Raw genomic sequence first — 23431 nt, forward strand, 5'->3', positions numbered from 1 at the left:
GAGTGTCTCTTTCTTGCGCTGAGGCTTTTATGGATTTCTCAATCGCCAGCATCCTGGCGTTGGATGGTCTGACCAACGGTGCGGTGTACGCACTGCTGGGCCTGGCGATCGTCCTGGTGTTCACCGTCACCCGGATCATCTTCATTCCCCAGGGGGAGTTCGTCGCTTACGGCGCGCTCACCCTGGCGATCTTCCAGACCGGCAAGGTGCCCGGCACCGTGTGGCTGCTGTTGCTGCTGGCCAGCGTGGCCGCGCTCATGGAGCTGTTCGGCCGTTGGCAGCACCAGCGCAATGCGCTGATCGCCGTCAAGGCGGCCGCGCGCACGCTCGCCTTGCCCGTTGTCGTCTCTCTCGTCGCCATCTGGGCCGCGCCGCAGCAGTTCCCGCTGTGGGTGCAGGCGGTGCTCAGCGTGGCGGTGGTCACCGTGTACGGCCCGCTGGTGTACCGCGTGGCCTACCAGTCGCTGGAGAGCTCCACGCCGCTGGTGCTGCTGATCGTGTCGGTCGGCGTGCACTTCGCCTTGACCGGCCTGGGCCTGCTGTTCTTCGGCGCCGAGGGCTTCCGCAACCCGGCGTTCTGGGACGCGCGCTACGCCATCGGCCCCGTCATGCTGTCGGGTCAGGCCATCATCACCTTCGCGGCGACGGTGGCCCTCATCGTCATGCTCTGGCTCTACTTCGAGCGTTCGCTGCGCGGCAAGGCGCTGCGCGCCATCGCCGTCAACCGCACCGGTGCCCGCCTGATGGGCATCTCCTCACAAGCCTCCGGCCAGCTGACCATGACCATGGCGGCCTTCATCGGCGCGCTCTCGGGCCTGCTGATCGGCCCGACCACCACGGTGTTCTACGACTCCGGCTTCCTGATCGGCCTCAAGGGCTTCGTGGCCGCCGTGGCGGCCGGCCTGGCGAGCTACCCGGGCGCGCTGGTCGCGGCCCTGGGCGTGGGCGTGATCGAGGCCTTCGGCTCCTTCTGGGCCAGCGCGTTCAAGGAAGTCATCGTCTTCACGCTCATTCTTCCGGTCCTGCTGTTCCGCTCGCTGCGCAGCAAGCACTCCGACGAGGACCACTGACATGCCAAAAAATCAAAACCTGGGCCTGCTGATCCTGGCCGTCGCGATCCCGTTGCTTGCGCTCGCGCCCCTGCCCGATTTCTGGGTCACACAGCTCAACTACATCGGCATCTACAGCATGACGGTGCTGGGCCTGATCCTGCTCACCGGCGTGGGCGGCCTCACCTCGTTCGGCCAGGCGGCCTTCGTCGGCATCGGCGCCTACACCACGGCCTGGCTCACGCTCAACCTGGGCGTGTCGCCCTGGATCACGCTGTTCATCGGCATGGCGCTGACCGCCGGCAGCGCGCTCATCGTGGGCCTGATCACGCTGCGCATGTCGGGCCACTACCTGCCGCTGCGCCACCATCGCCTGGGGCCTGTCGCTGTACTACCTCATGGGCAACCTGGACGCGCTGGGCAAGTACGACGGCCTGCTGGGCATCAAGAGCCTGTCCATCGGCGGCTTCGACATCGGCCAGGGCCGCGCCTTCTTCGTGTTGACCTGGGTCATCCTGCTGGCCTTCGTGGCCGCGCTGATGTTCCTGCTGGACTCGCGCGCGGGCCGCGCCATGCGCTCGCTCAAGAGCGGCTCGCAGATGGCCGAGGCGATGGGCATCAACACCTTCCGCTACAAGGTCACCATGTTCGTGCTGGCCGCGCTGTTCGCCTCGGTGGCGGGCTGGCTGCTCGCGCACTTCCAGCGCACGGTGAACCCCTCGGCCTTCGGCCTGAAGATGGGCATCGAGTACCTGTTCATGGCGGTGATCGGCGGCGTGGGCCACGTGTGGGGCGCCATCGTCGGCGCCGGCCTCATCCGCGTGCTGGAAGACCAGCTGCAGGTGCTGCTGCCCCGCCTGATCGGCACCAGCGGCAGCTACGAGGTGATCGTCTTCGGCATCGCGCTGGTGGTGGTGCTCAAGTACCTGCCCGACGGCCTGTGGTCCGTGGTCGGCAAGGGCAAGGCGCCGAAGCCGCGCGCGGTGGACTGGCAGAACGCCGCCGCCCTGCCCGAGCGCGCCAAGCCCGCCGCTGGCGAGCTGGTGCTGGACGTGCAGAAGGCGCGCATGCAGTTCGGCGGCCTGGTGGCGGTGAACGACATCAGCTTCCAGATCCACGCCGGCCAGATCGTCGGCCTGATCGGCCCCAACGGCGCCGGCAAGTCCACCACCTTCAACCTGATCACGGGCGTGCTGCCCGCCACCAGCGGCGAGGTGCGCTTCCAGGGTGGCAACGTGATCGGCAAGCCCTCGCGCGCCATCGCGCAGCTGGGCATGGCGCGCACCTTCCAGCACGTGAAGATGATCCCGGACATGACGGTGCTCGAGAACGTGGCACTGGGCGCGCACACGCGCGGCCGCAAGGGCGTGCTGCCCGCCATGCTGCGCGCCAACCGCGCCGAGGAACGCCAGCTGTTCCGCGAGGCGCAGCGCCAGCTCGAGCGCATCGGCATGGGCGAGTACCTGCACGAACAGGCCGGCAACCTGGCCATGGGCCCGCAGCGCCTGATGGAAATCGCGCGCGCCCTGTGTGCCGACCCGACCCTGCTGCTGCTGGACGAACCCGCCGCCGGCCTGCGCCACAAGGAGAAGCAGGCCCTGGCCGGCGTGCTGCGCCAGCTCAAGGCCGAGGGCATGAGCATCCTGCTGGTGGAACACGACATGGACCTGGTGATGCAGATCTGCGACCACCTGGTGGTGATGGAATTCGGCACCCTGCTCACGCAGGGGCCGCCCGAGCAGGTGCAGCAGGACCCCAAGGTGCGCGCCGCCTACCTGGGCACGGAACACTGAGGCACGAGACATGAGCAACCCCATTCTTCAAGTCAAGGGCCTGCGCGCCGGCTACGGCCGCGCCGAGGTGCTGCACGGCATCGACCTGCAGGCGCAAGCCGGCGGCGTGATCACCGTCATCGGCCCCAACGGCGCGGGCAAGTCCACGCTGCTCAACACCCTCATGGGCATCCTGCCCGGCCAGGGCGCGATCGAGTTCCGCGGGCAGGACATCAGCACCCTCACGCTCGAAGAGCGCGTGATGAACGGCATGGCCCTGGTGCCCGAGAAGCGCGAGCTGTTCGGCACCATGGCGGTGGAAGACAACCTGCTGCTCGGCGGTTTCCGCCAGATGCGCCTGGGCAACGCCCAGTGGCGCAGCCGCCTGGACGACGTCTACAGCATCTTCCCGCGCCTGCAGGAGCGCCGCGTCCAGCTCGCCGGCACGCTCTCGGGCGGCGAACGCCAGATGCTGGCCGTGGGCCGCGCGCTCATGTCCGCGCCCGACCTGCTCATGCTCGACGAGCCCAGCCTGGGCCTGGCGCCGCTGATCGTCAAGGAGATCTTCGCCATCATCGACCGCCTGCGCCAGACCGGCGTGACCATCGTGCTGGTGGAGCAGAACGCGCGCGCCGCGCTGCAGGTGGCCGACCACGGCTACGTGCTCGAGATGGGCGAACTCAGCGCCCAGGGCCCGGCCAGCGAACTCGCCAGCGACCCGCGCGTGATCGAGACCTACCTCGGCACCGCGCGCAAAGCCACCGCCGCATGAACGCCTACCAGCCCCGCGCCGCCGAACATGCCTTCGTGCTGTTCGACGTGCTGCGCGCGCACGAACACATCGCCGAACTGCCCGCGCTGGCCGAGCACGCCGACACCGGCCTGCTCACGCAGGTGATCGAGGAAGCGGGCAAGTTCGTCGGGGAAGTGATCGCCCCGCTCAACCGCGAAGGCGACGAAGTGGGCGCGCAATGGAACGCCGGCGCGGTCACCATGCCGCCCGGCTTCCGCGACGCCTACCAGGCCTTCTGGCAGGCCGGCTGGCCCTCGCTGGCCAGCGCCCCCGAAGACGGCGGCCAGGGCCTGCCCACCGTGGTGGAAGCGGTGCTGCACGAGATGCTCAACGCCGCCAACCACGGCTGGACCATGGCCCCCGGCCTGCTGCACGGCGCCTACGAATGCCTGCGCCACCACGCGAGCGACGAACTCAAGGCCCGCTACCTGGAGAAGCTGGCCTCGGGCGAATGGCTCGCCACCATGTGCCTGACCGAGCCCCACGCCGGCAGCGACCTGGGCCTGGTGCGCACCAAGGCCGTGCCGCTGGCCGACGGGCGTTGCGCCCTCAGCGGCACCAAGATCTTCATCTCGGGCGGCGAACACGACCTGGCCGACAACATCGTGCACCTGGTGCTCGCGCGCCTGCCCGACGCCCCGCCCGGCCCCAAGGGCCTCTCGCTCTTCCTCGTGCCCAAGTTCCACGAAGACGGCAGCCGCAGCGCCGTGCACTGCGAGCGCATCGAGGAAAAGATGGGCATCCACGGCAGCCCCACCTGCGTGATGCGCTTCGACGAGGCCGCCGCCTCCCTGGTCGGCGAGCCCGGCAAGGGCCTTAACGCCATGTTCGTCATGATGAACGCGGCGCGCCTGCTGGTGGGCCTGCAGGGCGTGGGCCTGCTCGACGCCGCCTGGCAGAAAGCCCATGCCTACGCGCAGGAGCGCCGCCAGATGCGCGCGCCCGGCACCACGAGCAAGGCCGGCGAGGCCGACCCGATCGCCCTGCATCCTGCGATCCAGCGCATCCTGGGCACCCAACGCGCCTGGATCGACGCCGGGCGCGTGATCGCCTACCGCACCGCGCTCGAACTCGACACCCAGAAACACCACCCCGACGCCGCCCGGCGCGAGGCCGCCGCGCGCTGGTGCAGCCTGGTCACGCCGGTGCTCAAGTCCGCCTGGACCGAGCAGGCCTTCAGCGGCGCCAGCGCCTGCCTGCAGGTGTTCGGTGGCCACGGCTACGTGCGCGAATGGGGCATCGAGCAGCACGTGCGCGACGCGCGCGTCGGCGATGATCTACGAGGGCACGAACGAGATCCAGGCGATCGACCTGCTGGTGCGCAAGACCCTGCCCGACGGCGCCACCGCGCTGCAGGCCCTGCTGGCCGACCTCAACAGCGACCTGGCCGCCCTGCCCGAGGCGGCGGCCACCCGTGGCGCCCTGGCGCGTTTCGGCGACTTCGTGCGCGAGCGCGTCGTGCCCATGGCCGGCGCCTCGGCCGAGCGCCCGTTCTGGCTGGCCGACGACTTCCTGCGCGCCACCGCCCTGCTGCTCATGGCCTGGGCCTGGGAGCGCCTGGCCGCCACCGCCGGCCACGGCGCCGAGGCCCGCGCCGCCTTCTGGCGCTGGGTCTGGCCCGAGTTCGAGATGCGCCTGGCCATGATGGACGCCACCCTGGTCACCTAAGCTCCGCGACCATGTCCGAAACCGCCCTCTCCACCGCCAATGCCCTGCGGCGCCCGCGCGGCCCGCGCAAGCCCGCCGCCCCGGCGCCGCTGGACAGCGCGCCGGAGAGCGCCGGGCCCGAGATCGACACCAGCTACCTCGAAACCCTGCTGGGCTACAACGCGCGGCGCACCGCGCTGGCCGTGATCACGGTGTTCCTGCGCCGCATGGAGCCCTTCGGCATGCGGCCGGTGGACTTTTCCGTGCTCTCGGTCGTCGCGCACAACCCGGGCGTGACCTCGCGCCAGATCTGCGCCGCCCTGGACATCCTGCCGCCCAACCTGGTGGGCATGGTCAAGAGCCTGCAGAAACGCGGCCTGATCCTGCGCAAACCCCACCCCACCGACCGGCGCGCCCAGGGCCTGCACCTCTCGGCGCCCGGCGAGCGCCTGTACCGCGAGGCCCAGGCCACGGCCACCGCGCTGGAGCGCGACGTGGCCGACCGCCTCTCGCCCGAGGAGCTGCAGACCCTCATCGGCCTGCTGCGCAAGGTCTACCGCCGCCCGGCCACGCCCGCGCAATCCGGGTAAGTCCGTAGCCTTGGCCTTTGCGCCACAGAACGGGGGTTCCCGCAGCTAGCAAACCGGTAGCGCGGGCCGTATATTGCGAGAACCAGACGGGCCCGTCGCAGGAGACCTCGCATGAGTGCCAAGGACAACGCTGCCGTGATGCAACTCTTCGACTTGCTGGAATCGCGCTACGCCATGCGCGTGATCTGGGCCCTGAGCGACGGCCACCCCCAGACCTTCCGGCTCCTGCAGGACAGCGTGGGCGGCGTCACCCCGAACACGCTCAACACCCGCCTGAAAGAGCTGCGCGCCGCCCGCCTGGTGGACCACAGCGGCCATGGCTACCGGCTCACCACCCAGGGCGCCGATCTGGCGCGCCGGCTGGTGGAAGTGCAGCAATTCGCGGGCAAATGGTCACACCAGCAGGCGCGCGCTACCCATCCCCTGCCCGCCGGGACATAGAATCACGCCCCTGGACAGGCCGCCTTCGCGCCGGCAGCGTCCACCGGTGGCCAAAGTGCCACCTCCCACCCTTGAATCCGGGCCCGTCGGCCCCAATTGCCCTGCATGGCCGTCCTGGCCATTGACTTCACGCACTTCAAAGACCCATGAGCCAGACGACACCCCATACCGCCCAGCCCGACCCGAACGCGCCTGTGAGCCCCGAAGAGGCCCTGGCCGCCGAGGCCGCCAACCAGGCCGATGCCGTCGCCGCCCTGACCCAGGATCTCTCCACGCTCAAGGCCCAGAACGCCGACCTGGCCGACCAGTTCCTGCGCGCCAAGGCCGAGGCCGAAAACGCCCGCCGCCGCGCCGAGGAAGAGGTCAGCAAGGCCCGCAAGTTCGCCGTGGAGAGCTTTGCCGAGAGCCTGCTGGCCGTGGCCGACAGCCTCGAAGCCGGCCTGGCCATCCAGGAAGCCACGCGCGAACAGCTGCGCGAAGGCACCGAGGCCACGCTCAAGCAGCTCAAAAGCGCGCTGGAGCGCCACAAGGTGCTGGAAATCAACCCGACCGGGGCCGCGAAGTTCGACCCCCACCAGCACCAGGCCATCAGCATGGTGCCTGCCGACCAGGAAGCCAACACCGTGGTCAGCGTGCTGCAGAAGGGTTACCTCATCGCCGACCGCGTGCTGCGCCCGGCCCTGGTGACGGTGGCAGCCCCCAAATGATCACCCGGCGGGCTTGAAATACCCACCGGTTATCCACACCTTCCCCACATCGTTTTTCACAACATCCTCACTTTTCGCATCGGAGCAACAACATGGGACGAATCATCGGCATTGACCTGGGCACCACCAACTCGTGCGTGTCCATCATGGAAGGCAACAACACCAAGGTGATCGAGAACGCCGAGGGTGCGCGCACCACGCCGTCGATCGTGGCCTACCAGGAAGACGGCGAAGTGCTGGTTGGCGCCTCGGCCAAGCGCCAGGCCGTCACCAACCCCAAGAACACGCTGTACGCGATCAAGCGCCTGATCGGCCGCAAGTTCACCGAGAAGGAAGTCCAGAAGGACATCAACCTCATGCCCTACTCCATCGTGGCCGCCGACAACGGCGACGCCTGGGTGGAAGTGCGCGGCAAGCAGATCTCGGCCCAGCAGGTCAGCGCCGACATCCTGCGCAAGATGAAGAAGACCGCCGAGGACTACCTGGGCGAGCCGGTCACGGAAGCCGTGATCACGGTGCCCGCGTACTTCAACGACGCCCAGCGCCAGGCCACCAAGGACGCCGGCCGCATCGCCGGCCTGGACGTCAAGCGCATCATCAACGAGCCCACCGCCGCGGCCCTGGCCTTCGGCCTGGACAAGCAGGAAAAGGGCGACCGCAAGATCGCCGTGTACGACCTGGGTGGCGGCACGTTCGACGTGTCCATCATCGAGATCGCCGACGTCGATGGCGAGAAGCAGTTCGAGGTGCTCTCCACCAACGGCGACACCTTCCTGGGCGGTGAAGACTTCGACCAGCGCATCATCGACTACATCATTGGCGAGTTCAAGAAAGAGCAAGGCGTCGACCTGTCCAAGGACGTGCTCGCGCTGCAGCGCCTGAAGGAAGCCGCCGAGAAGGCCAAGATCGAGCTCTCCAGCTCGGCCGCGACCGACCTGAACCTGCCCTACATCACGGCCGATGCCTCGGGTCCCAAGCACCTGAACATCAAGCTCACGCGCGCCAAGCTCGAAGCCCTGGTGGAAGAGCTGATCGAGCGCACCATCGCGCCCTGCCGCACCGCCATCAAGGACGCCGGCATCAGCGTGTCCGACATCCACGACGTGATCCTGGTCGGCGGCATGACCCGCATGCCCAAGGTGCAGGAAAAGGTGAAGGAATTCTTCGGCAAGGAACCGCGCAAGGACGTGAACCCCGACGAAGCCGTGGCCGTGGGTGCCGCCATCCAGGGCCAGGTGCTCTCCGGTGACCGCAAGGACGTGCTGCTGCTCGACGTGACCCCGCTGAGCCTGGGCATCGAGACCATGGGTGGCGTGATGACCAAGATGATCACGAAGAACACCACGATTCCGACCAAGTTCGCGCAGACCTTCTCGACCGCCGAGGACAACCAGCCGGCCGTGACCATCAAGGTGTTCCAGGGCGAACGCGAGATCGCCTCGGGCAACAAGCTGCTGGGTGAGTTCAACCTCGAAGGCATCCCGAGCGCGCCGCGCGGCATGCCGCAGATCGAGGTCTCGTTCGACATCGACGCCAACGGCATCCTGCACGTGGGCGCCAAGGACAAGGGCACCGGCAAGGAAAACAAGATCACCATCAAGGCGAACTCGGGCCTGTCGGAAGACGAGATCCAGCAGATGGTGAAGGACGCCGAGCTCAACGCCGCCGACGACAAGAAGAAGGTCGAGCTGGTGCAGGCCCGCAACCAGGCCGAAGCCATGGTGCACAGCGTGAAGAAGTCGCTGGGTGAACACGGCGACAAGCTCGAAGGCGCCGAGAAGGAAGCCATCGAAGCCGCGTTGAAGGACGTGGAAGAAGCCGCCAAGGGCGAGGACAAGGAAGCCATCGAGGCCAAGACCGAAGCCCTGATGGCCGCGAGCCAGAAGCTGGGCGAGAAGGTGTACGCCGCGTCGCAGGCCGAAGCCGCCGCCGCCGCGGGTGGTGCTGGCGCCGATGCCGCACCGCAAGGCAGCAGCAAGCCGGACGACGACGACGTGGTCGATGCCGAAGTCAAGGAAGTGAAGAAGGGCTGATCGGGGCCCGCTTCCCACCCCATTCGCCGCGTCCGGGCAACCTGACGCGGCGTTTGTGCTCCAAACGAACCGCAAGAAACCATGGCTAAACGCGATTTTTACGAAGTGCTGGGCGTGCCCAAGAACGCCGGCGACGACGAGATCAAGAAGGCGTATCGCAAGCTGGCGATGAAGCACCACCCCGACCGCAACCAGGGGGATGCGGCCAAGGCGGCCGAAGAGAAGTTCAAGGAGGCCAAGGAGGCCTACGAGATGCTGTCGGACCCGCAGAAGAAGGCGGCCTACGACCAGTACGGCCACGCGGGCGTGGACCCCAACATGCGCGGCGGTGCGGGTGGCGCCGAAGGCTTCGGCGGTTTTGGCGACGCGTTCGGCGACATCTTTGGCGACATCTTCGGTGGCGCGCGCGGCGGCCAGCGCGGCGGGCGCCAGGTGTACCGCGGTGCCGACCTCTCCTACGCGATGGAAATCTCGCTCGAAGAGGCCGCCGCCGGCAAGGAAACGCAGATCCGCATTCCCTCGTGGGACAACTGCGAGACCTGCAGCGGCACCGGCGCCAAGCCCGGCACCAGCGTGAAGACCTGCACCACCTGCCACGGCCAAGGCTCGGTGCAGATGCGCCAGGGCTTCTTCAGCGTGCAGCAGACCTGCCCCACCTGCCATCGCCAGGGCAAGATCATTCCCGAGCCCTGCACCACCTGCCACGGCCAGGGGAAGATCAAGAAGCAGAAGACGCTGGAGATCAAGATCCCCGCCGGCATCGACGACGGCCAGCGCATCCGCAGCACCGGCAACGGCGAACCCGGCCAGAACGGCGGTCCCTCGGGCGACCTCTACATCGAAGTGCGCCTGCGCAAGCACGACATCTTCGAGCGCGAGGGCGACGACCTGCACTGCCAGGTGCCGGTGAGCATGACGGTGGCCGCCCTGGGTGGCGAGATCGACGTGCCCACGCTGGCGGGCAAGGCCACCATCGACCTGCCCGAAGGCACGCAGAGCGGCAAGACCTTCCGCCTGCGCGGCAAGGGCGTCAAGGGCGTGCGCAGCAGCTACCCCGGCGACCTGTACTGCCACGTGGCGGTGGAAACGCCGATCAAGCTCACCGAGCACCAGCGCAAGCTGCTCAAGGAGCTCGACGAGTCGTTCAAGAAGGGCGGCCACAAGCACAGCCCGAACGACAAGGGCTGGTTCGAGAAGGCCAAGTCGTTCTTCAGCTGATCGGCCGGCTCAGACCTGACAGGCTCAGACCTGAATGAAAAAGCGGCGCCGAGGCGCCGCTTTTTTTTGCTTTCAGAATCGTTGCAGCGGTCTGAAGCAAGACACAGGGGACAGATTGGCCAGCGGCTTGTCAGGTGCCTTCTTCTTCAAAGTAATCGCTGTCCAGCTTCGGTATCTTCACCGCCCGCGCGGTGATGCCCACCTCATGTTGGATCATCAGCTCCGCGAGTCGGTTTCCATCGATCAGCACCATGCCATCGACCGATCCCGCAAACTCCCGGGCTTGCACCGTGTAGCCGGACGTGGTGATGAAGACACCCTTCTTGGCCTTCTGACCTGCCAGGGCACCATAGAACGCCTGCAAGTCGGGTCGGCCGACGGTCGATTGCCACCTCTTGGCCTGGACATACACCTTCTCAAGTCCCAGCTTGTCGAGCGAAATAATGCCGTCGATACCGGCATCGCCGCTGCCGCCAACCTGCTGGAGATCTGCACGGCTGGCCCCATAGCCCATTCGATGCAGAAGATCCAGAACAATCGTCTCAAAAAAGGCCGGGCTGACCTGCGCCAAAGCGTCCAGCAACTCGGTGGTTGCAGCTTCATGAAGCTCCGTCAGCGCCTGGCCAAGACGATCGTCTGGACTGACGGTCGCGGAAAAAGAGGTCGGGGCGAAAGCAGGAAGCGACGCACTGGATGTCGCGCCCGGAAGGCTTTGCGGCTTCAGTTTCACGCCGACAAACCCCATCGCCAGCTGCTCGACCAACTCCGGTGTGAAAGGGTCACCATGTTCTTTCGCGAAAGCCATTCCTTCGGGGGTTACTTTCCAGAAGCCCCTCTTTGGGCTGCTGGAGAGACCCGCACGCTTCAAACGGTCGTGGCCCCAACCCGCGCGGTTCTTGTACATCGGTTGACTGCCGCTGGGAAGAAGCTGCTCTCGATCTTCCGCGGTCAATCCGAGTTGGTTGGCGGCGGCCTCGTGAGCGACTTTCGCATCAACACCCAGAGGGTGCTGGGCCAGATACCTCAGCAGTGGCTCAATGAACTTGTCGTACGTGGGAACAGGCATGTCGTGCAACTCATCGAAAATGAAGCAAAGACTGAAGCGATGGGAGAAAGGCGTTCAAGATCGTCAATCTCCTCACCGGAAAGAGGTTTCATGCAAATGTAACGCTGCATGCCCTCACCGGCGGACCCAGCAAACCGCTCAGTAGTTGTAGAACGCCCGGATCACATTGCCGTCCGGATCGCGCACCACGAATTCGTGCAGCGGGGACCAGGGCTTGGACTCGGGCGGGTGCTGGATGTCGGCACCGTTGCGGACCCAGGCCGCGTGCAAGGCATCCACTTCCTCTTTGCTGTCGAGGTTCAGCCAGATCACCACCGGTGCTGGGTTGCCGAAGTAATCGCGAAACGAGGTGTCGGTGAGGAAGATGCGGCTCCGTCCCTGCGAGATGCCCGCGATCCCGCCCCCCCTCGCGACCCCAATCCACCGTGAAGCCCAACTTCTCTTCGTAATAGCTGAGCGCGGCGGCCATGTCGGTCACGGGGATTTCGGGTACGGCCTGAGGCAAGTCCTTGGTCATGACGGGTCCTTCAATGGCGAGGACCGATACACCACCTTGAAGCGCTCGCAGGCCAGCAGTTGGTCTTCGGTGAAGGCGCGGCCATGCAAGGCGCACTCGCGCTGGAAGAACTGCTCATGTGCTTCGCGCCAGTACGTCAGCGAGCCATCGCCCTCGCCCTCCGTGGCCGCGAACTCGGCGCTGACCTGGTTGAAGGGAACCCGGTCGACGGCCACGGTTTCGATGACGCATTGCGGCACACCGGCCCAGTTGGTCACGACGCTGAGGTCGCCCGGCACCGGCGCGCGCCTGCCCTGCGCCTCGAAAGTCCAGAAGGCCGAGGCCGTCGCGCGCTTCGTGCCGGACAGCACGAGGGCGGCCAGTGAATCCGCCAGGGCCTCGCTGTCGGCGAAGTAGAACGCCTCGTAGAAACGCGATTCGTCCACGCCGGCGGTCGACGCGACATAGGCTTGCCAGAACTCGGCGATGGGGGGAGGCATGGGTGACATGGCCGGCATTGTGCGGGAGGCACTCACCGCCTCAGGGCTTGGTGCCACCCGCAGCCCCGCGAAGGGCCGTGAGCTGATCGCCCAGCCAGCGGCGGCTTTCCACTGGCGCCTGGCCGCCACAGCGGACCTGGTACGGCCGGCCCGAGAGGCTGCTGCGCGACGCGGCCAGCTCGATGAACTGCTCCGCGCTCTGCACCGTGCCCCGCTTCTCGATGTAGGCGAGCTTGTCCAGCAGGTGCGCCTTGGCCCGCGCGCCGTCGTGCCAGCTGCCATTGCGCAGGAACTGGCAGCCCGAGGTTTCGAGGCGGTTCAGCATGGCGTCGATCTCCGCGCGCACGGGCGCAGGCGTGGGGTCGGCGAACGCGGCGCCCCACACGCCCGCCAGCACCAAGACCAGCACCGGCCAACGCGCCCATGCGCGCCGGGGTGGAGCGAGCCGGTCAGGCCGCACGGCGCAGCAAAGCCATGGCATGGCTGTCGATGAATTGGCCGTCCACCCGGAACGCCTGCCGTTGCACGCCTTCGTGCTGAAAGCCCAGGCGCTCGTAGAGCGTGCGCGCGTTGGGGTTGTCCGCGCGCACGGTGAGTTCGATGCGCGTCAGGCCCTGGCGCCACGCCTTGTCGATGGCCGCGACCATGAGCTGCCGGCCCAGGCCCCGGTGCCTCGCCGAAGGCAACAGGCCAATGCCCAGGACGCCGATGTGCGCCCGCGACTGGCCAAACACCGGCAGCACATCGCACCAGCCGACCACGGCACCGTCGATCAGCGCGACGAAATGCGGGCGATCGTGGTCCAGGTTCTGCCGAAAGAAGGCGATGGTCTCGGCCAAGGGCGGCGCCTGCGTCAGCGCGAGAAAGCGCTTTTCGCGCGCCACCGCATCGAGCACCGCGTGAAGCTCGTTGAAGTGCGGTTCGGCGAGGGGGGTGATCGACGAGTTCATCCTGCCCGACTGTACCGGCGCTCCCTATCCCCTTCATTGGCAACATCGATTGGCCTGCGACGATAGTTTTTGTCAAACTAAACGTCAAATTCCATTCGACGCGGGAGCTTCCATGGCCGAACTGATCCGACAAGTCCGACCCGCCTGGGTCCAGCTGCAGCAACTGCCGCCGCTGCCGCCCCACGCCCTGCGCAACGCCTTGCTGGCCCTGGGCACCGGCCTGCTGGTGATGGCAGGCCTGGCCTCGCTCAGCACCTTCTGGGCGCCCACGCGCGCCTGGTGGGACGCGGCCGAACACGGCAGCGCCATGGCGGCCGGCGTGCAGGCCTCGCTGCTGGCCGCGGTGGCGCACCGCCGTGGGCGCGCTGCCGGTGTTCCTGGTGCAGCGCGTGAGCAAGCTGCAGGAAGCCGCCCTGCTGTCGTTCTCGGCCGGCGTGATGCTGGCGGCGGCGATCTTCGCCTTGTTGCTGCCCTCGCTCGATGCGGGCCAGGCGCTGTTCGGTGGCCGCATCGGCGCGGCCGCGCTCAGTGGCGCGGGCCTGGCGCTGGGCATGGGCCTGATGCTGGCGGTGGACCGCTTCACGCCGCACGAACACGCGGTGCTGCCACCGGCCGCGCCGGGCCATGCCGCCAGCGCGCACACGCCCGGCGCTGTGCAGAGTGCCAAGCTCATGGTGCTGGCCATCCTGATCCACAACGTGCCCGAAGGCCTGGCCGTGGGCGCCGCCTATGCCGGCCCGCAGGACGCGGCGGGCGCGCAGACCGGCGCCTCGGTGGCGCTGGCCATCGGCCTGCAGAACATGCCCGAAGGCCTGATCGTGGCCATGGCGCTGCGCACGCTGGGCCGCAGCGCGGCGCAGGCCTGGGGCGTGGCCGCGCTCACCGGCCTGGCCGAGCCGCTGGGGGCCATCCTCGGCCTCGCGGTGCTGGGCAGCCTGCCGGCGTTCTACCCGCTGGGCCTGGCCCTGGCGGCCGGCGCGATGCTGTTCGTGGTGAGCCACGAGATCATTCCCGAGACGCACCGCAACGGCTTCGAAACCCTGGCCACGGGCACGCTGCTGGCGGGTTTCGTGTTCATGCTGTTACTCGATGCCGCCTTGAACTGAGGCCCCCGGCGGGGTGCGTGGCTAAGATCGGGCGCATGAAAGCCCGACGCCCCGCCCCGCCCCTGCTCGCCGCCCTCTGCACCGCCCTGTTCGCCACCGCCGGCCTGGCACAGGCCCCCAACCCCACCCCGGCGCCCGCACCCCAGGAATTCGAGAACTGCCTGAACACGCTGCGCGCCCCCGCCCGCGCGGTGGGCGTGAGCGAGGCGACCTTCACGCAGCACACGCTGGGCCTGGTGCCCGACATGAGCGTGATCGACAAGCTGAACTTCCAGCCCGAATTCCGCACCGCGATCTGGGACTACCTCGCCGGCCTGGTGGACGAGCAGCGCGTGGCCGAGGGCCAGGCCATGCTGGCGCTGCACGCGGAGACGCTCAAGCGGGTGCAGGAGCGCTTCGGCGTGGACCCGCCACGGTGGTGGCGGTGTGGGGGGTGGAGAGCAACTTCGGCCAGACCTTCGGCAAGTCGCCGCTGGTGCAGTCGCTGGGCACGCTGTCCTGCTTCGGCCGGCGGCAGGCCTATTTCCGCACCGAGTTCTACGCCACGCTGCGCATCCTGCAGGCCGGGCACATCGCGCCCAACCGGCTGGTGGGCTCGTGGGCCGGCGCGTTCGGCCACACGCAGTTCATGCCCAGCACCTTCGAGCGGCTGGCGGTGGACTTCGATGGCGACGGCCGCGCCGACCTGATGGACAGCACGCCCGATGCCCTGGCCTCGACCGCGAATTTCCTCGCCAAGGCCGGCTGGCAGAGCGGCCAGCCCTGGGGCTTCGAGGTGAAGCTGCCCCCGGGCTTCAACGCCGGCAACGAAGGTCGCCGCACCAAGCGCACCATGGAAGACTGGGTGTCGCGCGGCGTGAAGCGGGTGGATGGTTCGCCCCTGCCGGCCAGCGGCAGCGCCGGCCTGCTCACCCCCGCCGGGCCGCAGGGGCCGGCCTTCCTGGTGCTGCGCAACTTCGATGCGATCTACAGCTACAACGCGGCCGAGAGCTATGGCCTGGCGATCGCGCACCTGTCGGACCGGCTGCGCGGCGGCGGCCCCTTCGTCACGCCCTGGCCCACCGACGACCCGGGCCTCTCGCGCGCCGAGCGCCGCGAGGTGCAGACCCTGCTGATCGCGCGCGGCCACGACATCGGCGAGGTGGACGGCATGCTGGGCGAGAAGAGCCGCGTGGCGATCCGCGTCGAGCAGGAGCGCCTGGGCCAGGAAACCAGCGGGCGCGCCGGCCAGAAGCTGCTGAAGGCGCTGCGCGGCGGCTGAAATCAGCGGCCCGCGCGGGCCAGGTTGCGCGCCAGGCGCTCGCCGGCCGCGCGCAGGCGCTCGTGCAGCGCGGGCGGCTCCAGCACGTCGAAGTCCACGTCCATCGCCATGAGCCAGTAGGCCAGCGAGTCCAGAGAATCCAGTTGGCCGGCGCCACACCGCATGAGACAGCGCGTGTCGTCGATGGCCTCCAGCGTGGCGGCCGAGGCCGGGATGATGCGCGCCATGGCCTCGCGGGGCCGGTGCAGCACCACGCGCGCCTCGTCGCCGTGCTGCACCCCCGCCAGCGTGCCCGAGACATAGGCGCGCAGGTCGCCCGCCGGCGCGGCCCGTGGCGTGAAGTGCGCGCCGGTGCTCGGCGCGCCTTCCACGCGGTCGATGCGGAAGGTGCGCCAGTCGTCGCGCGCGGGGTCCCAGGCCACCAGATACCAGCGGCTGCCGGTGTGCACCAGGCCTTGCGGCTCCACCGTGCGCACGCTGCTCTGGCCGCGCATGTCGCGGTAGTGGAAGCCCACCTGCAACTGGTCGCGGCAGGCAACGGCCAACAGGGCCAGCACGCCCGCATCGATGGTCGGCCCGCCGCGCTGCAAGGGCACGATGGCCGAGCGCAGCGCGCCGGTGCGGCGGCGCAGCCGGGTGGGCATCACCTGCTCCAGCTTCACCAGGGCGCGCAGCGAGCTCTCTTCCACCCCGCTCACGGTGCCCGAGGCGGCGACCTGCAGCGCGATCGCCACGGCCAGCGCCTCTTCGTCGTCCAGCAGCAGCGGCGGCAGCGACTGGCCCGCGCGAAACGCGTACCCACCCGCCACGCCGCTGCTGGCGTGGATGGGGTAGCCGAGCTGGCGCAGGCGGTCGATGTCGCGCCGCAGGGTGCGGGGATGCACCTCCAGCCGCTCGGCCAGCTCGGTGCCCGCCCAGTGGCTGCGGGTCTGCAGCAGGGACAACACGCGCAGCAGCCGTGAAGACGACGAAAGCATGGCGCCACTCTACCTCGAATCGAGGGCCGAATCTGTCCTCAATAGGCGCGACATTGCAGGCACGTGCCCGACGCGGTGTCGGGCCGATGCTTCAACCCCCTTTCAGGAGTCCACCATGTCCCAGATCGTTCTCTACTGGCACCCCATGTCCAGCGCCACCCCGGTCGCCTGCGCCCTCGCCGAACTGGGCGTGAAACACGACCGCGTGAAGATCGACATCACGAAAGGCGAGCAGCGCCGCCCCGACTACCTGGCCCTCAACCCCAACGGCAAGGTGCCCACCATGACGGTGGACGGCGCACCCCTGTTCGAGGCGCTGGCGATCGAGATGTGGCTGGGCGAGACCTACGGCGTGAAGAAGGGCCTGTGGCCGGCCGAGGGCACGCCCGAGCGCCTGCAGGCGATGGCGTGGAGCACCTGGTCCTACGTGACCTACGGCGCGCAGCTGGTGCGCCTGCAGGCCGCGCGCGACATGGGCACGCCCGACGACGCCCACGGCACGTCGGCGCACAAGGGGCTGGACCAGTTGCTCGCGCTGCTGGACGCGCGCCTGGCGGCCCAGCCCTGGATGCTCGGCGCCGCCTATTCGCTGGTGGACCTGATCGTGGGCTCGGTGATCGGCTACAGCGCCTACATCGGCGCGCCGGTGGGCTCGCACCCGCACGTCGCGGCCTGGCTGGGCAAGGTGCAGGCCCGGCCGGCGATGCAGATCGACGCCTAGAGCTTCACCGCCGTGCCGCTCACGGCGACCATCATCATCCCGTTGGTCTCGCCGAGCACCTCGTAGTCGAAGTCGATGCCGATCACGCCGGTGGCGCCCATCTCGCGCGCCGATTCCATGAGGTCTTCCATGGCGGCGTCGCGCGCGCCCGAGAGGGCGCGCTCGTAGCCCCCGGCCCGCCCGCCCACCACATCGCGCACCGAAGAGAACAGGTCGCGGAAGATGTTGGCGCCGATGATGGCCTCGCCGTGCACGATGCCCAGGTACTGCGACCGCTCCACGCCTTCCGGCGTGGTGGTGCTGAGGAAGAAGCCGTCCTTGCTCTTGGAAAACCAGCCCATGTGAACACTCCCGCAAACGCACCACCCGCCGGGTGCCCGGGCATGGTACCGTGGGCCACACCCTCCACGAAAGCTCCCATGCCAGGCTACCAAGTCCGGACCGAGACCCTCAGCCTCGGCGGCGAAGACTGGCACATCCGTCGGCTGCTCGACGACCAGCAGTACACCGACACCCAGCACCACGCGGCCGACATCGGCCTGCCACCAGCGGGCTGGTCGCATTTCGGGCAGGTGTGGCCCTCCTCGCGCGTGCTCGCGCTGGCCATGCTCACGCACCCCATCGCGGGATTGCGCGTGCTGGAAATCGGCGCGGGCCTGGCGCTGGCCAGCCTGGTGATGCACCGGCGCGGCGGCGACGTGACGGTGAGCGACTGGCACCCGCTGACCGAAGAATTCCTGCGGCACAACCTGGCCCTCAACGGCCTGGGCCCCATGCCCTACCAGGCCGGCAACTGGGAAAGCACCGCCGCCACCGACAACCCGGCCCTGGGCCGCTTCGACCTCATCGTGGGCAGCGACCTGCTCTACGAGCGCCAGCAGCCGGCGCAGCTCGCGGCCTTCATCTTCCGCCACGCCGCGCCCCAGGCGGTGGTGATCATCGTGGACCCCGACCGCGGCAACCGCGCGGCCTTCGGCCGCGACATGGCCGCGCTGGGCTTCACGCTGAGCATGCAGGCGGCCGACCGGCTGCTGGAAGACGGCGAGGCCTACAAGGGCCGCTTCCTGAGCTTCACGCGCTGAGTTGCTGCGGCGCTCAGTGCGCGCCGCCCGCGTCCACGGAGCCGCCGAGCACCGGCTTGGAGAACCAGATCACCGCCACCAGCACGAAGAACAGCGCCGCCGAGAGGTAGAACAGGTCGGTCACGGCCAGCGTGAAGGCCTGCTGGTTGATCAGGCGGTCGATCGTGGTCAGCGCCTGTTCGCGGCTCATGCCGCTGCCCATGAGCTGGTCCAGCGTCGGCCATGGCGGTGGCGTTGCCGGTGTGGATCGACTCCACCAGCTGCGCGTGGTGCAGCGAGGCCCGGCTTTCCCACAGCGTGGTGAACAGCGAGGTGCCCACCGCGCCCGCCGTGATGCGCACGAAGTTGGACAGACCCGCGGCCGACGGCGTCTGCTGCGGCTGCAGGCCCGAGAACACGATGGCCTGCAACGGAATGAAGAAGAACGCCATGGCCGCCCCCTGCAACAGCGTGGGGATCAGGATGGTCATGAAGTCGGCCTGGGTGTTGAAGTTCGAGCGCATCCACAGCACCGCGCCAAAGCCGAGGAAGGCCACGGTGGCGAGCTTGCGCGGGTCGATGCGGCTCACGTTCTTGCCCACCCAGGGCGAGAGCACGATGGCCAGCAGACCCACCGGCGCCGTCGCCAGGCCGGCCCAGGTGGCCGTGTAGCCCATGTGCTGCTGCAGCCACAAGGGCAGCAGCACCACGTTGCCGAAGAACAGGCCGTAGGCGATGGACAGCGCGAGCGTGCCGGTGACGAAGTTGCGCCGCGCGAACAGGCGGATCTCCACGATGGGGTGCTTGTCGGTCAGCTCCCAGGCCAGGAAGAACAGGAAGCTCACCACCGCGACGACGGCCAGCGCGATGATCTCGCCCGACTCGAACCAGTCCAGCTCCTTGCCCATGTCGATCATGATCTGCATGGCGCCGACGAACAGCACCAGCAACACCAGACCGATCACGTCCAGCGGCACGCGGCGCGGGCCGGGGTCGCGGCTGCGGTAGATGGACCAGGTGAGCGCGGCGGCCACCAGGCCCACCGGGATGTTGATGTAGAAGATCCAGGGCCAGGAGATGTTGTCGGTGATCCAGCCGCCCAGCAGCGGCCCGGCCACGGGCGCGACCAGCACGGTCATGGCCCACATGGCCATGGCGGTGCCCGCCTTGGCGCGCGGGTAGCTCGCCAGCAGCAGGGTCTGCGACAACGGAATCATCGGGCCGGCGACCAGGCCCTGCAGCACGCGGAACGCGATCAGCAGGCCGATGTTGGGTGCCAGGCCACACAGCCAGGAGGCGATCACGAACAGCAGCACGCTCATGGTGAACAGGCGCACCTGCCCGAAGCGCTGCGTGAGCCAGCCGGTGAGCGGCACCGAGATGGCGTTGCGCACCGCGAACGAGGTGATGACCCAGGTGCCCTGCGCCGGGCTCACGCCCATGTCGCCCGCGATCGCGGGAATGGACACGTTGGCGATCGAGGTGTCGAGCACGTTCATGAACGTGGCCAGCGACAGCGCGAGCGTGCCCAGCACCAGCTGCGCGCCCTTGAGGGGCTCGAACACCGGTGGCGAGGCGCTCGGCGCGGGCGCCGGCGGTGGGGCCTCGGCGGGCAAGGCCCCCGAGGCGGGAAGGGCGTGGCTGTCGGCCATGGCGGTCAGCGCCGGTTCAACGGGCCAGGGCCACCGAGCCCGTGCTCACCGGGGCGGCCGGCAGGGCCGGCGCGGCGGGGGCGGCGGGCGCCCGCGTGGCGGCCGCCGTGCGCGACCCACCACCACCATGCTGGCCGATGATCTGCTGCACGCGCGTGTCGGCTTCGCGGTTGTCCTGTTCGAACACGGCGGTCTGCACCTCCTGCGGCGCGGCGGCCGCATCGGCCAGCATGCGGCCGTCGGTCTTGCTCACGTCCACGCGCGCTTCCATCGACAGGCCCAGGCGCAGCGGGTGGTCCACCAGTTCCTTGGCGTCCAGGCGCACGCGCACCGGCACGCGCTGCACCACCTTGATCCAGTTGCCGGTGGCGTTCTGCGCCGGCAGCAGCGCGAAGGCCGCGCCGGTGCCCGCGCCCAGGCCCTCGATGGTGCCGTGGTAGGTCACGTTCTTGCCGTACACGTCGGCGCTGAGTTCCACCGGCTGGCCCAGCCGCAGGTTCTTGAGCTGGCTTTCCTTGAAGTTGGCGTCCACCCAGACCTGGTCGAGCGCGATCACCGACAGCAGCGGCGAACCGGCCGGCACGCGCTGGCCCAGCTGCACGTTGCGGCGGGCCACGTAGCCGGCCACCGGCGCCTGCAATTCGACGCGCTTGAGCGCCACATAGGCCTCGCGCACGCGGGCCGACGCGCGCAGCACGCTGGGGTGCTGGTCGACCGCGATGCCTTCAGTCAGCGTCTGGTTCGAGGCCAGCTGTTCCTTCGCGGCGAGCACGGCCGCGCGGGCCGCCTCGGTGGCGCTGCGCGCGGCGGCGAGCTGCGCCGTGGCGTGCTTGAATTCTTCCTGGCCGACGGCACCCGAGGCCACCAGCGGCTGGCGCCGCGCCACGTCGTCCTGCAGGCGCTGCAGGTCGGCCTGCGCGCGCGCCAGGTCGGCTTCGCGCAGGGCGATCTGCGCGCCCTGGGTGCGGTTGTTGGCGTACAGCGTGCGCACCTCGCGCACCGTCTGCGCGAGCTGGGCCTCGGCCTGTTCGAGCGCGATCTTCGCGTCCGTCGGGTCCAGGCGCACCAGCCACTGGCCGGCCTGCACGTGGTCGTTGTCGTTGGCGCTGATCGCCACCACGGTGCCCGCCACCTGCGGCGTGATCTGCACCACGTTGCCCTGCACATAGGCGTTGTCGGTGGTCTCGTAGTGGTTGAGCACCAGGGCCCAGTAGGCGGCGTAACCCAGGCCGGCGGCGAGCACGACCGCGCTCACGGCGGTCAGGGCTTTCTTGCGGGCGGGGTTGCCTTGCGGTGCGGTGGTGTCGGAAGGGGTGGTCATGAGGGGCTCCGTTGGTCGGTGAGCAAGATGAAAAAGGAAGTCAGTGCGAGGCCGGGGTGTCGGGCGCGAAGCCGCCGCCCAGAGCGCGCACCAGCGCCACCTGGGTGGACAGGGCCCGCGCCTGCAGGTCCACGGTCTGGCGCCGCTGGCTGAACAGCGAGGTCTCGGCGCTGAGCACGGTGAGGTAACCGCTCAGGCCCGCGCGGTAGCGCTGGGTGGCGATGTCGTAGGCCGCCTCGGCGGCGCTGCGCGCCTGCGCCTGCTGCTCGCGCTGGCGCTCCAGCGACTGGCGGGCGTTGAGCTGGTCGGCGGTCTCGCGCACGGCTTCGAGCACCGCGCCGTTGTAGCTCTCCACCGCGGCGTCGAGGTCGGCCGTGCGGGTGCGCAGCTGCGCGCGCAGGCGGCCGGCGTCGAAGATCGGCAGGTGGATCGCGGGGCCGATGCCGTAGTGCTGGCTGCCCGAGTCCACCAGGCGGTCCAGCCCGATGCTGGACAGGCCCACGAAGGCGGTGAGGCTCACGTTGGGATAGAACTGCGCCTTGGACACGTCCACGCCCTTGGTGGCCGCCTCCATGCGCCAGCGCGCGGCGGTGATGTCGGGGCGGCGGCCCAGCAGGTCGGCCGGCAGCACCTCGGGCAGCGCCAGGGTGCGCAGGGCCTGCAGGTCGGGCTTCAACTGGTCGTAGCTTGCCGGCGGCAGGGCCGCGAGCGCGGCCAGGGCGTGGCGCGTGCGCAACGATCTGTTCGTCCAGCTGCTCGATCTGCACGCGCGCGTCGGGCAGCGCACCCTCGCCCTGCTTGAGCTCCACGCGCGTGTCCAGCCCGGCGTCCACGCGCTGGCGGATCAGGCCCAGCATCTGCTCGCGCTGGGTCAGGGCCTGCTGCGCGACCTCGCGCTGCGCGAGCAGGCGGCCGAGCTGCACATAGGTCTGCGCCACGTTGCTGGCGAGCACGTTGCGCGCGGCCTGCAGGTCGGCGGCGGCGGCGCGCTCGCTGCCCACGGCGGCTTCGATCGCGGAGCGGTGCAGGCCGAAGAAGTCGAACTCCCAGCTGCCGGCGATCTGCGCGTTCGCCAGCGTGCGCGTGGAGCCGCCCAGCGGCGCCGGGTAGATGCTGTTGGCGCTGAAGTGCTGGCGCGTGGCGTCGGCACTGCCGTTGATCTTCAGGCCGTCGTTGGCCTCTTCGCCGGCCGTGGCGGCCTGGGCGCGCCGCAGGCGGGCCTCGGCCACCTTCAGCGAAGGCTGGGCCTGCAGGGCCTGGTCGATCACCTGGGTCAGGGACACATCGCCCCAGCCGCGCCACCAGTCGGCGGGCACCGGTTCGGCGGTGGCCGCGCCGCTGCCGGCGGGCTGCGCCAGGCCCACGGCCTGCGGTTCCAGCACCGTGGATTGGGATTGAATGCCCGCGCTGCTGGCGCAGGCCGCGAGCACGGCGGCCAGGGCCAGGGTGCTCAGGGCGGCCACCGTGCGGCGTGCGGGGGATATTTGATGGGGCTTCATTTGCTTAGGCAAGTAATGGGGTCAACAAGGCGATGAGGCGGGGGTTCACGAACGGTCCGTCAACCGGAGTCCTTCAGTGCCTCGCCCGTCTCGACCATGCGGCGCAGGTAACCCAGCAGCGCCTGCCACTCGGTCTTGCTGAAACCGGCGAGGTGCTGGTTCATCACATCGGCCAGCACCTCGGGCACGTGTTCCATGGCGGCCTTGCCTTCGGGCGTGAGTTCCACCACCACCACGCGGCGGTCTTCGGTGGAGCGCACGCGCGTGCACAGGCCTTTCTTCTCCAGGCGGTCGAGCAGGCGCGTCATGGCTCCGGCGTCGATCTGCGACCAGCGCGCGAGCTCGGCCACGGTGGCCGTGCCCTGCATGCGCAGCTTCATCAGCGGCCCCCACTGCGCGGTGGTGAGGTCGTGCAGGCACAGGCGCTTGTCGGCCTGGTAGACGATGGACATCATCACGCGCTTCATGAGGTAACCCACGCTCTGGTCGGGCGTGAAGTTGTGTCCGTCGTAGAAGGCGGGGGTCGGGGTGGTGCGAGGCATGCCGCGAATATACATGCCTAGGCAATATT

The 23431-nt window shown here is 69.0% G+C and carries 19 protein-coding genes and 7 pseudogenes; 13 read left to right on the forward strand and 13 right to left on the reverse strand.

Translation table 11 applies throughout. The features are described 5' to 3' along the window. The first annotated feature begins 29 nt into the window (after window positions 1-29). From ACFJI0_RS14480 to dnaJ, 9 genes and pseudogenes are all read left to right on the forward strand, one after another. Window positions 30-1070 carry a branched-chain amino acid ABC transporter permease gene (locus tag ACFJI0_RS14480; RefSeq protein ID WP_382320653.1) on the forward strand — a complete coding sequence of 347 codons (1041 nt, stop codon included), beginning with the start codon at window positions 30-32 and terminating at the stop codon, window positions 1068-1070. A gap of 1 nt (window position 1071) precedes the next feature. Next, a pseudogene (locus tag ACFJI0_RS14485) lies at window positions 1072-2842 on the forward strand (ATP-binding cassette domain-containing protein). A 10-nt stretch (window positions 2843-2852) separates the two neighbouring features. Beyond that, window positions 2853-3593, forward strand: a complete 741-nt coding sequence (locus ACFJI0_RS14490) for an ABC transporter ATP-binding protein (RefSeq protein ID WP_382320655.1) — start codon at window positions 2853-2855, stop codon at window positions 3591-3593. Continuing rightward, window positions 3590-5282: pseudogene (locus tag ACFJI0_RS14495) on the forward strand (acyl-CoA dehydrogenase family protein). Before ACFJI0_RS14490 ends, ACFJI0_RS14495 begins: the two are co-directional and overlap by 4 nt. 221 nt (window positions 5283-5503) lie before the next feature. Further along, window positions 5504-5851, forward strand: a complete 348-nt coding sequence (locus ACFJI0_RS14500) for a MarR family winged helix-turn-helix transcriptional regulator (protein WP_382325659.1) — start codon at window positions 5504-5506, stop codon at window positions 5849-5851. 111 nt (window positions 5852-5962) lie between these two features. After that, complete coding sequence (locus ACFJI0_RS14505; RefSeq protein WP_382320657.1) at window positions 5963-6292, forward strand: winged helix-turn-helix transcriptional regulator; 330 nt, start codon at window positions 5963-5965, stop codon at window positions 6290-6292. A 146-nt stretch (window positions 6293-6438) separates the two neighbouring features. After that, entirely contained in the window at window positions 6439-6999 is a 561-nt protein-coding gene (gene grpE / locus ACFJI0_RS14510; RefSeq protein ID WP_382320659.1) for a nucleotide exchange factor GrpE, read from the forward strand. A 77-nt stretch (window positions 7000-7076) separates the two neighbouring features. Beyond that, window positions 7077-9032, forward strand: a pseudogene (dnaK, locus tag ACFJI0_RS14515) (molecular chaperone DnaK); the annotation flags it as partial. An 81-nt stretch (window positions 9033-9113) separates the two neighbouring features. Then, on the forward strand, window positions 9114-10250 hold the full coding sequence (gene dnaJ, locus ACFJI0_RS14520) for a molecular chaperone DnaJ (RefSeq protein ID WP_382320661.1): 1137 nt from the start codon (window positions 9114-9116) through the stop codon (window positions 10248-10250). Window positions 10251-10380: 130 nt separating this feature from the next. Here dnaJ and ACFJI0_RS14525 read toward each other — a convergent pair whose 3' ends face one another. The 6 genes and pseudogenes from ACFJI0_RS14525 to ACFJI0_RS14550 all read right to left on the reverse strand — a co-directional run bounded on the left by ACFJI0_RS14525 (window position 10381) and on the right by ACFJI0_RS14550 (window position 13262). Then, window positions 10381-11316, reverse strand: coding sequence for a restriction endonuclease (locus ACFJI0_RS14525; RefSeq protein WP_382320663.1), 936 nt, complete (start codon window positions 11314-11316; stop codon window positions 10381-10383). A gap of 138 nt (window positions 11317-11454) precedes the next feature. Next, window positions 11455-11766, reverse strand: a complete 312-nt coding sequence (locus ACFJI0_RS14530) for a VOC family protein (protein WP_382325661.1) — start codon at window positions 11764-11766, stop codon at window positions 11455-11457. Beyond that, window positions 11723-11833 (reverse strand): annotated as a pseudogene (locus tag ACFJI0_RS14535) (VOC family protein); the annotation flags it as partial. The pseudogene ACFJI0_RS14535 and the gene ACFJI0_RS14530, both read right to left, overlap by 44 nt. Beyond that, window positions 11830-12312 carry an ASCH domain-containing protein gene (locus ACFJI0_RS14540; RefSeq protein ID WP_382320665.1) on the reverse strand — a complete coding sequence of 161 codons (483 nt, stop codon included), beginning with the start codon at window positions 12310-12312 and terminating at the stop codon, window positions 11830-11832. The pseudogene ACFJI0_RS14535 and the gene ACFJI0_RS14540, both read right to left, overlap by 4 nt. A 40-nt stretch (window positions 12313-12352) precedes the next feature. Continuing rightward, window positions 12353-12721 carry a DUF5329 domain-containing protein gene (locus ACFJI0_RS14545; RefSeq protein ID WP_382320667.1) on the reverse strand — a complete coding sequence of 123 codons (369 nt, stop codon included), beginning with the start codon at window positions 12719-12721 and terminating at the stop codon, window positions 12353-12355. Between the two features lie 40 nt (window positions 12722-12761). Next, on the reverse strand, window positions 12762-13262 hold the full coding sequence (locus tag ACFJI0_RS14550) for a GNAT family N-acetyltransferase (RefSeq protein WP_382320670.1): 501 nt from the start codon (window positions 13260-13262) through the stop codon (window positions 12762-12764). Window positions 13263-13618: 356 nt separating this feature from the next. On the opposite strand from ACFJI0_RS14550, the gene ACFJI0_RS14555 reads away from it, so the two are divergent. Both ACFJI0_RS14555 and ACFJI0_RS14560 read left to right on the forward strand, forming a co-directional pair. Then, entirely contained in the window at window positions 13619-14368 is a 750-nt protein-coding gene (locus tag ACFJI0_RS14555; protein ID WP_382320672.1) for a ZIP family metal transporter, read from the forward strand. Window positions 14369-14403: 35 nt separating this feature from the next. Then, window positions 14404-15629 (forward strand): annotated as a pseudogene (locus tag ACFJI0_RS14560) (lytic murein transglycosylase). A 2-nt stretch (window positions 15630-15631) separates the two neighbouring features. Here the strand turns inward: ACFJI0_RS14560 and ACFJI0_RS14565 are convergent. After that, the gene (locus ACFJI0_RS14565; RefSeq protein ID WP_291116900.1) at window positions 15632-16606 is read right to left on the reverse strand and encodes a YafY family protein; all 975 of its coding nucleotides are present in this window, start codon (window positions 16604-16606) and stop codon (window positions 15632-15634) included. Window positions 16607-16721: 115 nt separating this feature from the next. On the opposite strand from ACFJI0_RS14565, the gene ACFJI0_RS14570 reads away from it, so the two are divergent. Further along, window positions 16722-17327, forward strand: coding sequence for a glutathione S-transferase family protein (locus ACFJI0_RS14570; protein WP_382156655.1), 606 nt, complete (start codon window positions 16722-16724; stop codon window positions 17325-17327). On the opposite strand, the gene ACFJI0_RS14575 is transcribed toward ACFJI0_RS14570, so the two are convergent. Further along, the gene (locus ACFJI0_RS14575; protein ID WP_382156650.1) at window positions 17324-17668 is read right to left on the reverse strand and encodes a heavy metal-binding domain-containing protein; all 345 of its coding nucleotides are present in this window, start codon (window positions 17666-17668) and stop codon (window positions 17324-17326) included. The genes ACFJI0_RS14570 and ACFJI0_RS14575 overlap by 4 nt on opposite strands. 78 nt (window positions 17669-17746) lie before the next feature. On the opposite strand from ACFJI0_RS14575, the gene ACFJI0_RS14580 reads away from it, so the two are divergent. Next, window positions 17747-18409: a class I SAM-dependent methyltransferase gene (locus tag ACFJI0_RS14580; RefSeq protein ID WP_382320674.1), complete on the forward strand. Its 663-nt coding sequence runs from the start codon at window positions 17747-17749 to the stop codon at window positions 18407-18409. Window positions 18410-18422: 13 nt separating this feature from the next. On the opposite strand, the pseudogene ACFJI0_RS14585 reads toward ACFJI0_RS14580, so the two are convergent. The 5 genes and pseudogenes from ACFJI0_RS14585 to ACFJI0_RS14605 form a co-directional block, all read right to left on the reverse strand. Then, window positions 18423-20040: pseudogene (locus ACFJI0_RS14585) on the reverse strand (DHA2 family efflux MFS transporter permease subunit). Window positions 20041-20056: 16 nt separating this feature from the next. Next, complete coding sequence (locus ACFJI0_RS14590; RefSeq protein ID WP_382320676.1) at window positions 20057-21361, reverse strand: HlyD family efflux transporter periplasmic adaptor subunit; 1305 nt, start codon at window positions 21359-21361, stop codon at window positions 20057-20059. A gap of 40 nt (window positions 21362-21401) precedes the next feature. Beyond that, entirely contained in the window at window positions 21402-22097 is a 696-nt protein-coding gene (locus ACFJI0_RS14595) for an efflux transporter outer membrane subunit (protein WP_382320678.1), read from the reverse strand. Window positions 22098-22170: 73 nt separating this feature from the next. Then, window positions 22171-22860, reverse strand: a pseudogene (locus ACFJI0_RS14600) (TolC family protein); the annotation flags it as partial. Window positions 22861-22919: 59 nt separating this feature from the next. Further along, on the reverse strand, window positions 22920-23402 hold the full coding sequence (locus tag ACFJI0_RS14605) for a MarR family winged helix-turn-helix transcriptional regulator (RefSeq protein WP_382156641.1): 483 nt from the start codon (window positions 23400-23402) through the stop codon (window positions 22920-22922). Window positions 23403-23431 lie beyond the last annotated feature (29 nt).

Source organism: Hydrogenophaga sp. UC242_53, assembly GCF_042696965.1.
GTDB lineage: Bacteria > Pseudomonadota > Gammaproteobacteria > Burkholderiales > Burkholderiaceae_C > Hydrogenophaga.

Excerpts from the sequence above, each read along its gene's own strand:
- ACFJI0_RS14480 (WP_382320653.1), top strand. The coding sequence starts at position 30 with ATGGATTTCTCAATCGCCAGCATCCTGGCGTTGGATGGTCTGACCAAC.
- ACFJI0_RS14490 (WP_382320655.1), top strand. The coding sequence starts at position 2,853 with ATGAGCAACCCCATTCTTCAAGTCAAGGGCCTGCGCGCCGGCTACGGC.
- ACFJI0_RS14500 (WP_382325659.1), top strand. The coding sequence starts at position 5,504 with ATGCGGCCGGTGGACTTTTCCGTGCTCTCGGTCGTCGCGCACAACCCG.
- ACFJI0_RS14505 (WP_382320657.1), top strand. The coding sequence starts at position 5,963 with ATGAGTGCCAAGGACAACGCTGCCGTGATGCAACTCTTCGACTTGCTG.
- grpE (WP_382320659.1), top strand. The coding sequence starts at position 6,439 with ATGAGCCAGACGACACCCCATACCGCCCAGCCCGACCCGAACGCGCCT.
- dnaJ (WP_382320661.1), top strand. The coding sequence starts at position 9,114 with ATGGCTAAACGCGATTTTTACGAAGTGCTGGGCGTGCCCAAGAACGCC.
- ACFJI0_RS14525 (WP_382320663.1), bottom strand. The coding sequence starts at position 11,316 with ATGCCTGTTCCCACGTACGACAAGTTCATTGAGCCACTGCTGAGGTAT.
- ACFJI0_RS14540 (WP_382320665.1), bottom strand. The coding sequence starts at position 12,312 with ATGCCTCCCCCCATCGCCGAGTTCTGGCAAGCCTATGTCGCGTCGACC.
- ACFJI0_RS14550 (WP_382320670.1), bottom strand. The coding sequence starts at position 13,262 with ATGAACTCGTCGATCACCCCCCTCGCCGAACCGCACTTCAACGAGCTT.
- ACFJI0_RS14565 (WP_291116900.1), bottom strand. The coding sequence starts at position 16,606 with ATGCTTTCGTCGTCTTCACGGCTGCTGCGCGTGTTGTCCCTGCTGCAG.
- ACFJI0_RS14570 (WP_382156655.1), top strand. The coding sequence starts at position 16,722 with ATGTCCCAGATCGTTCTCTACTGGCACCCCATGTCCAGCGCCACCCCG.
- ACFJI0_RS14575 (WP_382156650.1), bottom strand. The coding sequence starts at position 17,668 with ATGGGCTGGTTTTCCAAGAGCAAGGACGGCTTCTTCCTCAGCACCACC.
- ACFJI0_RS14580 (WP_382320674.1), top strand. The coding sequence starts at position 17,747 with ATGCCAGGCTACCAAGTCCGGACCGAGACCCTCAGCCTCGGCGGCGAA.
- ACFJI0_RS14590 (WP_382320676.1), bottom strand. The coding sequence starts at position 21,361 with ATGACCACCCCTTCCGACACCACCGCACCGCAAGGCAACCCCGCCCGC.
- ACFJI0_RS14605 (WP_382156641.1), bottom strand. The coding sequence starts at position 23,402 with ATGCCTCGCACCACCCCGACCCCCGCCTTCTACGACGGACACAACTTC.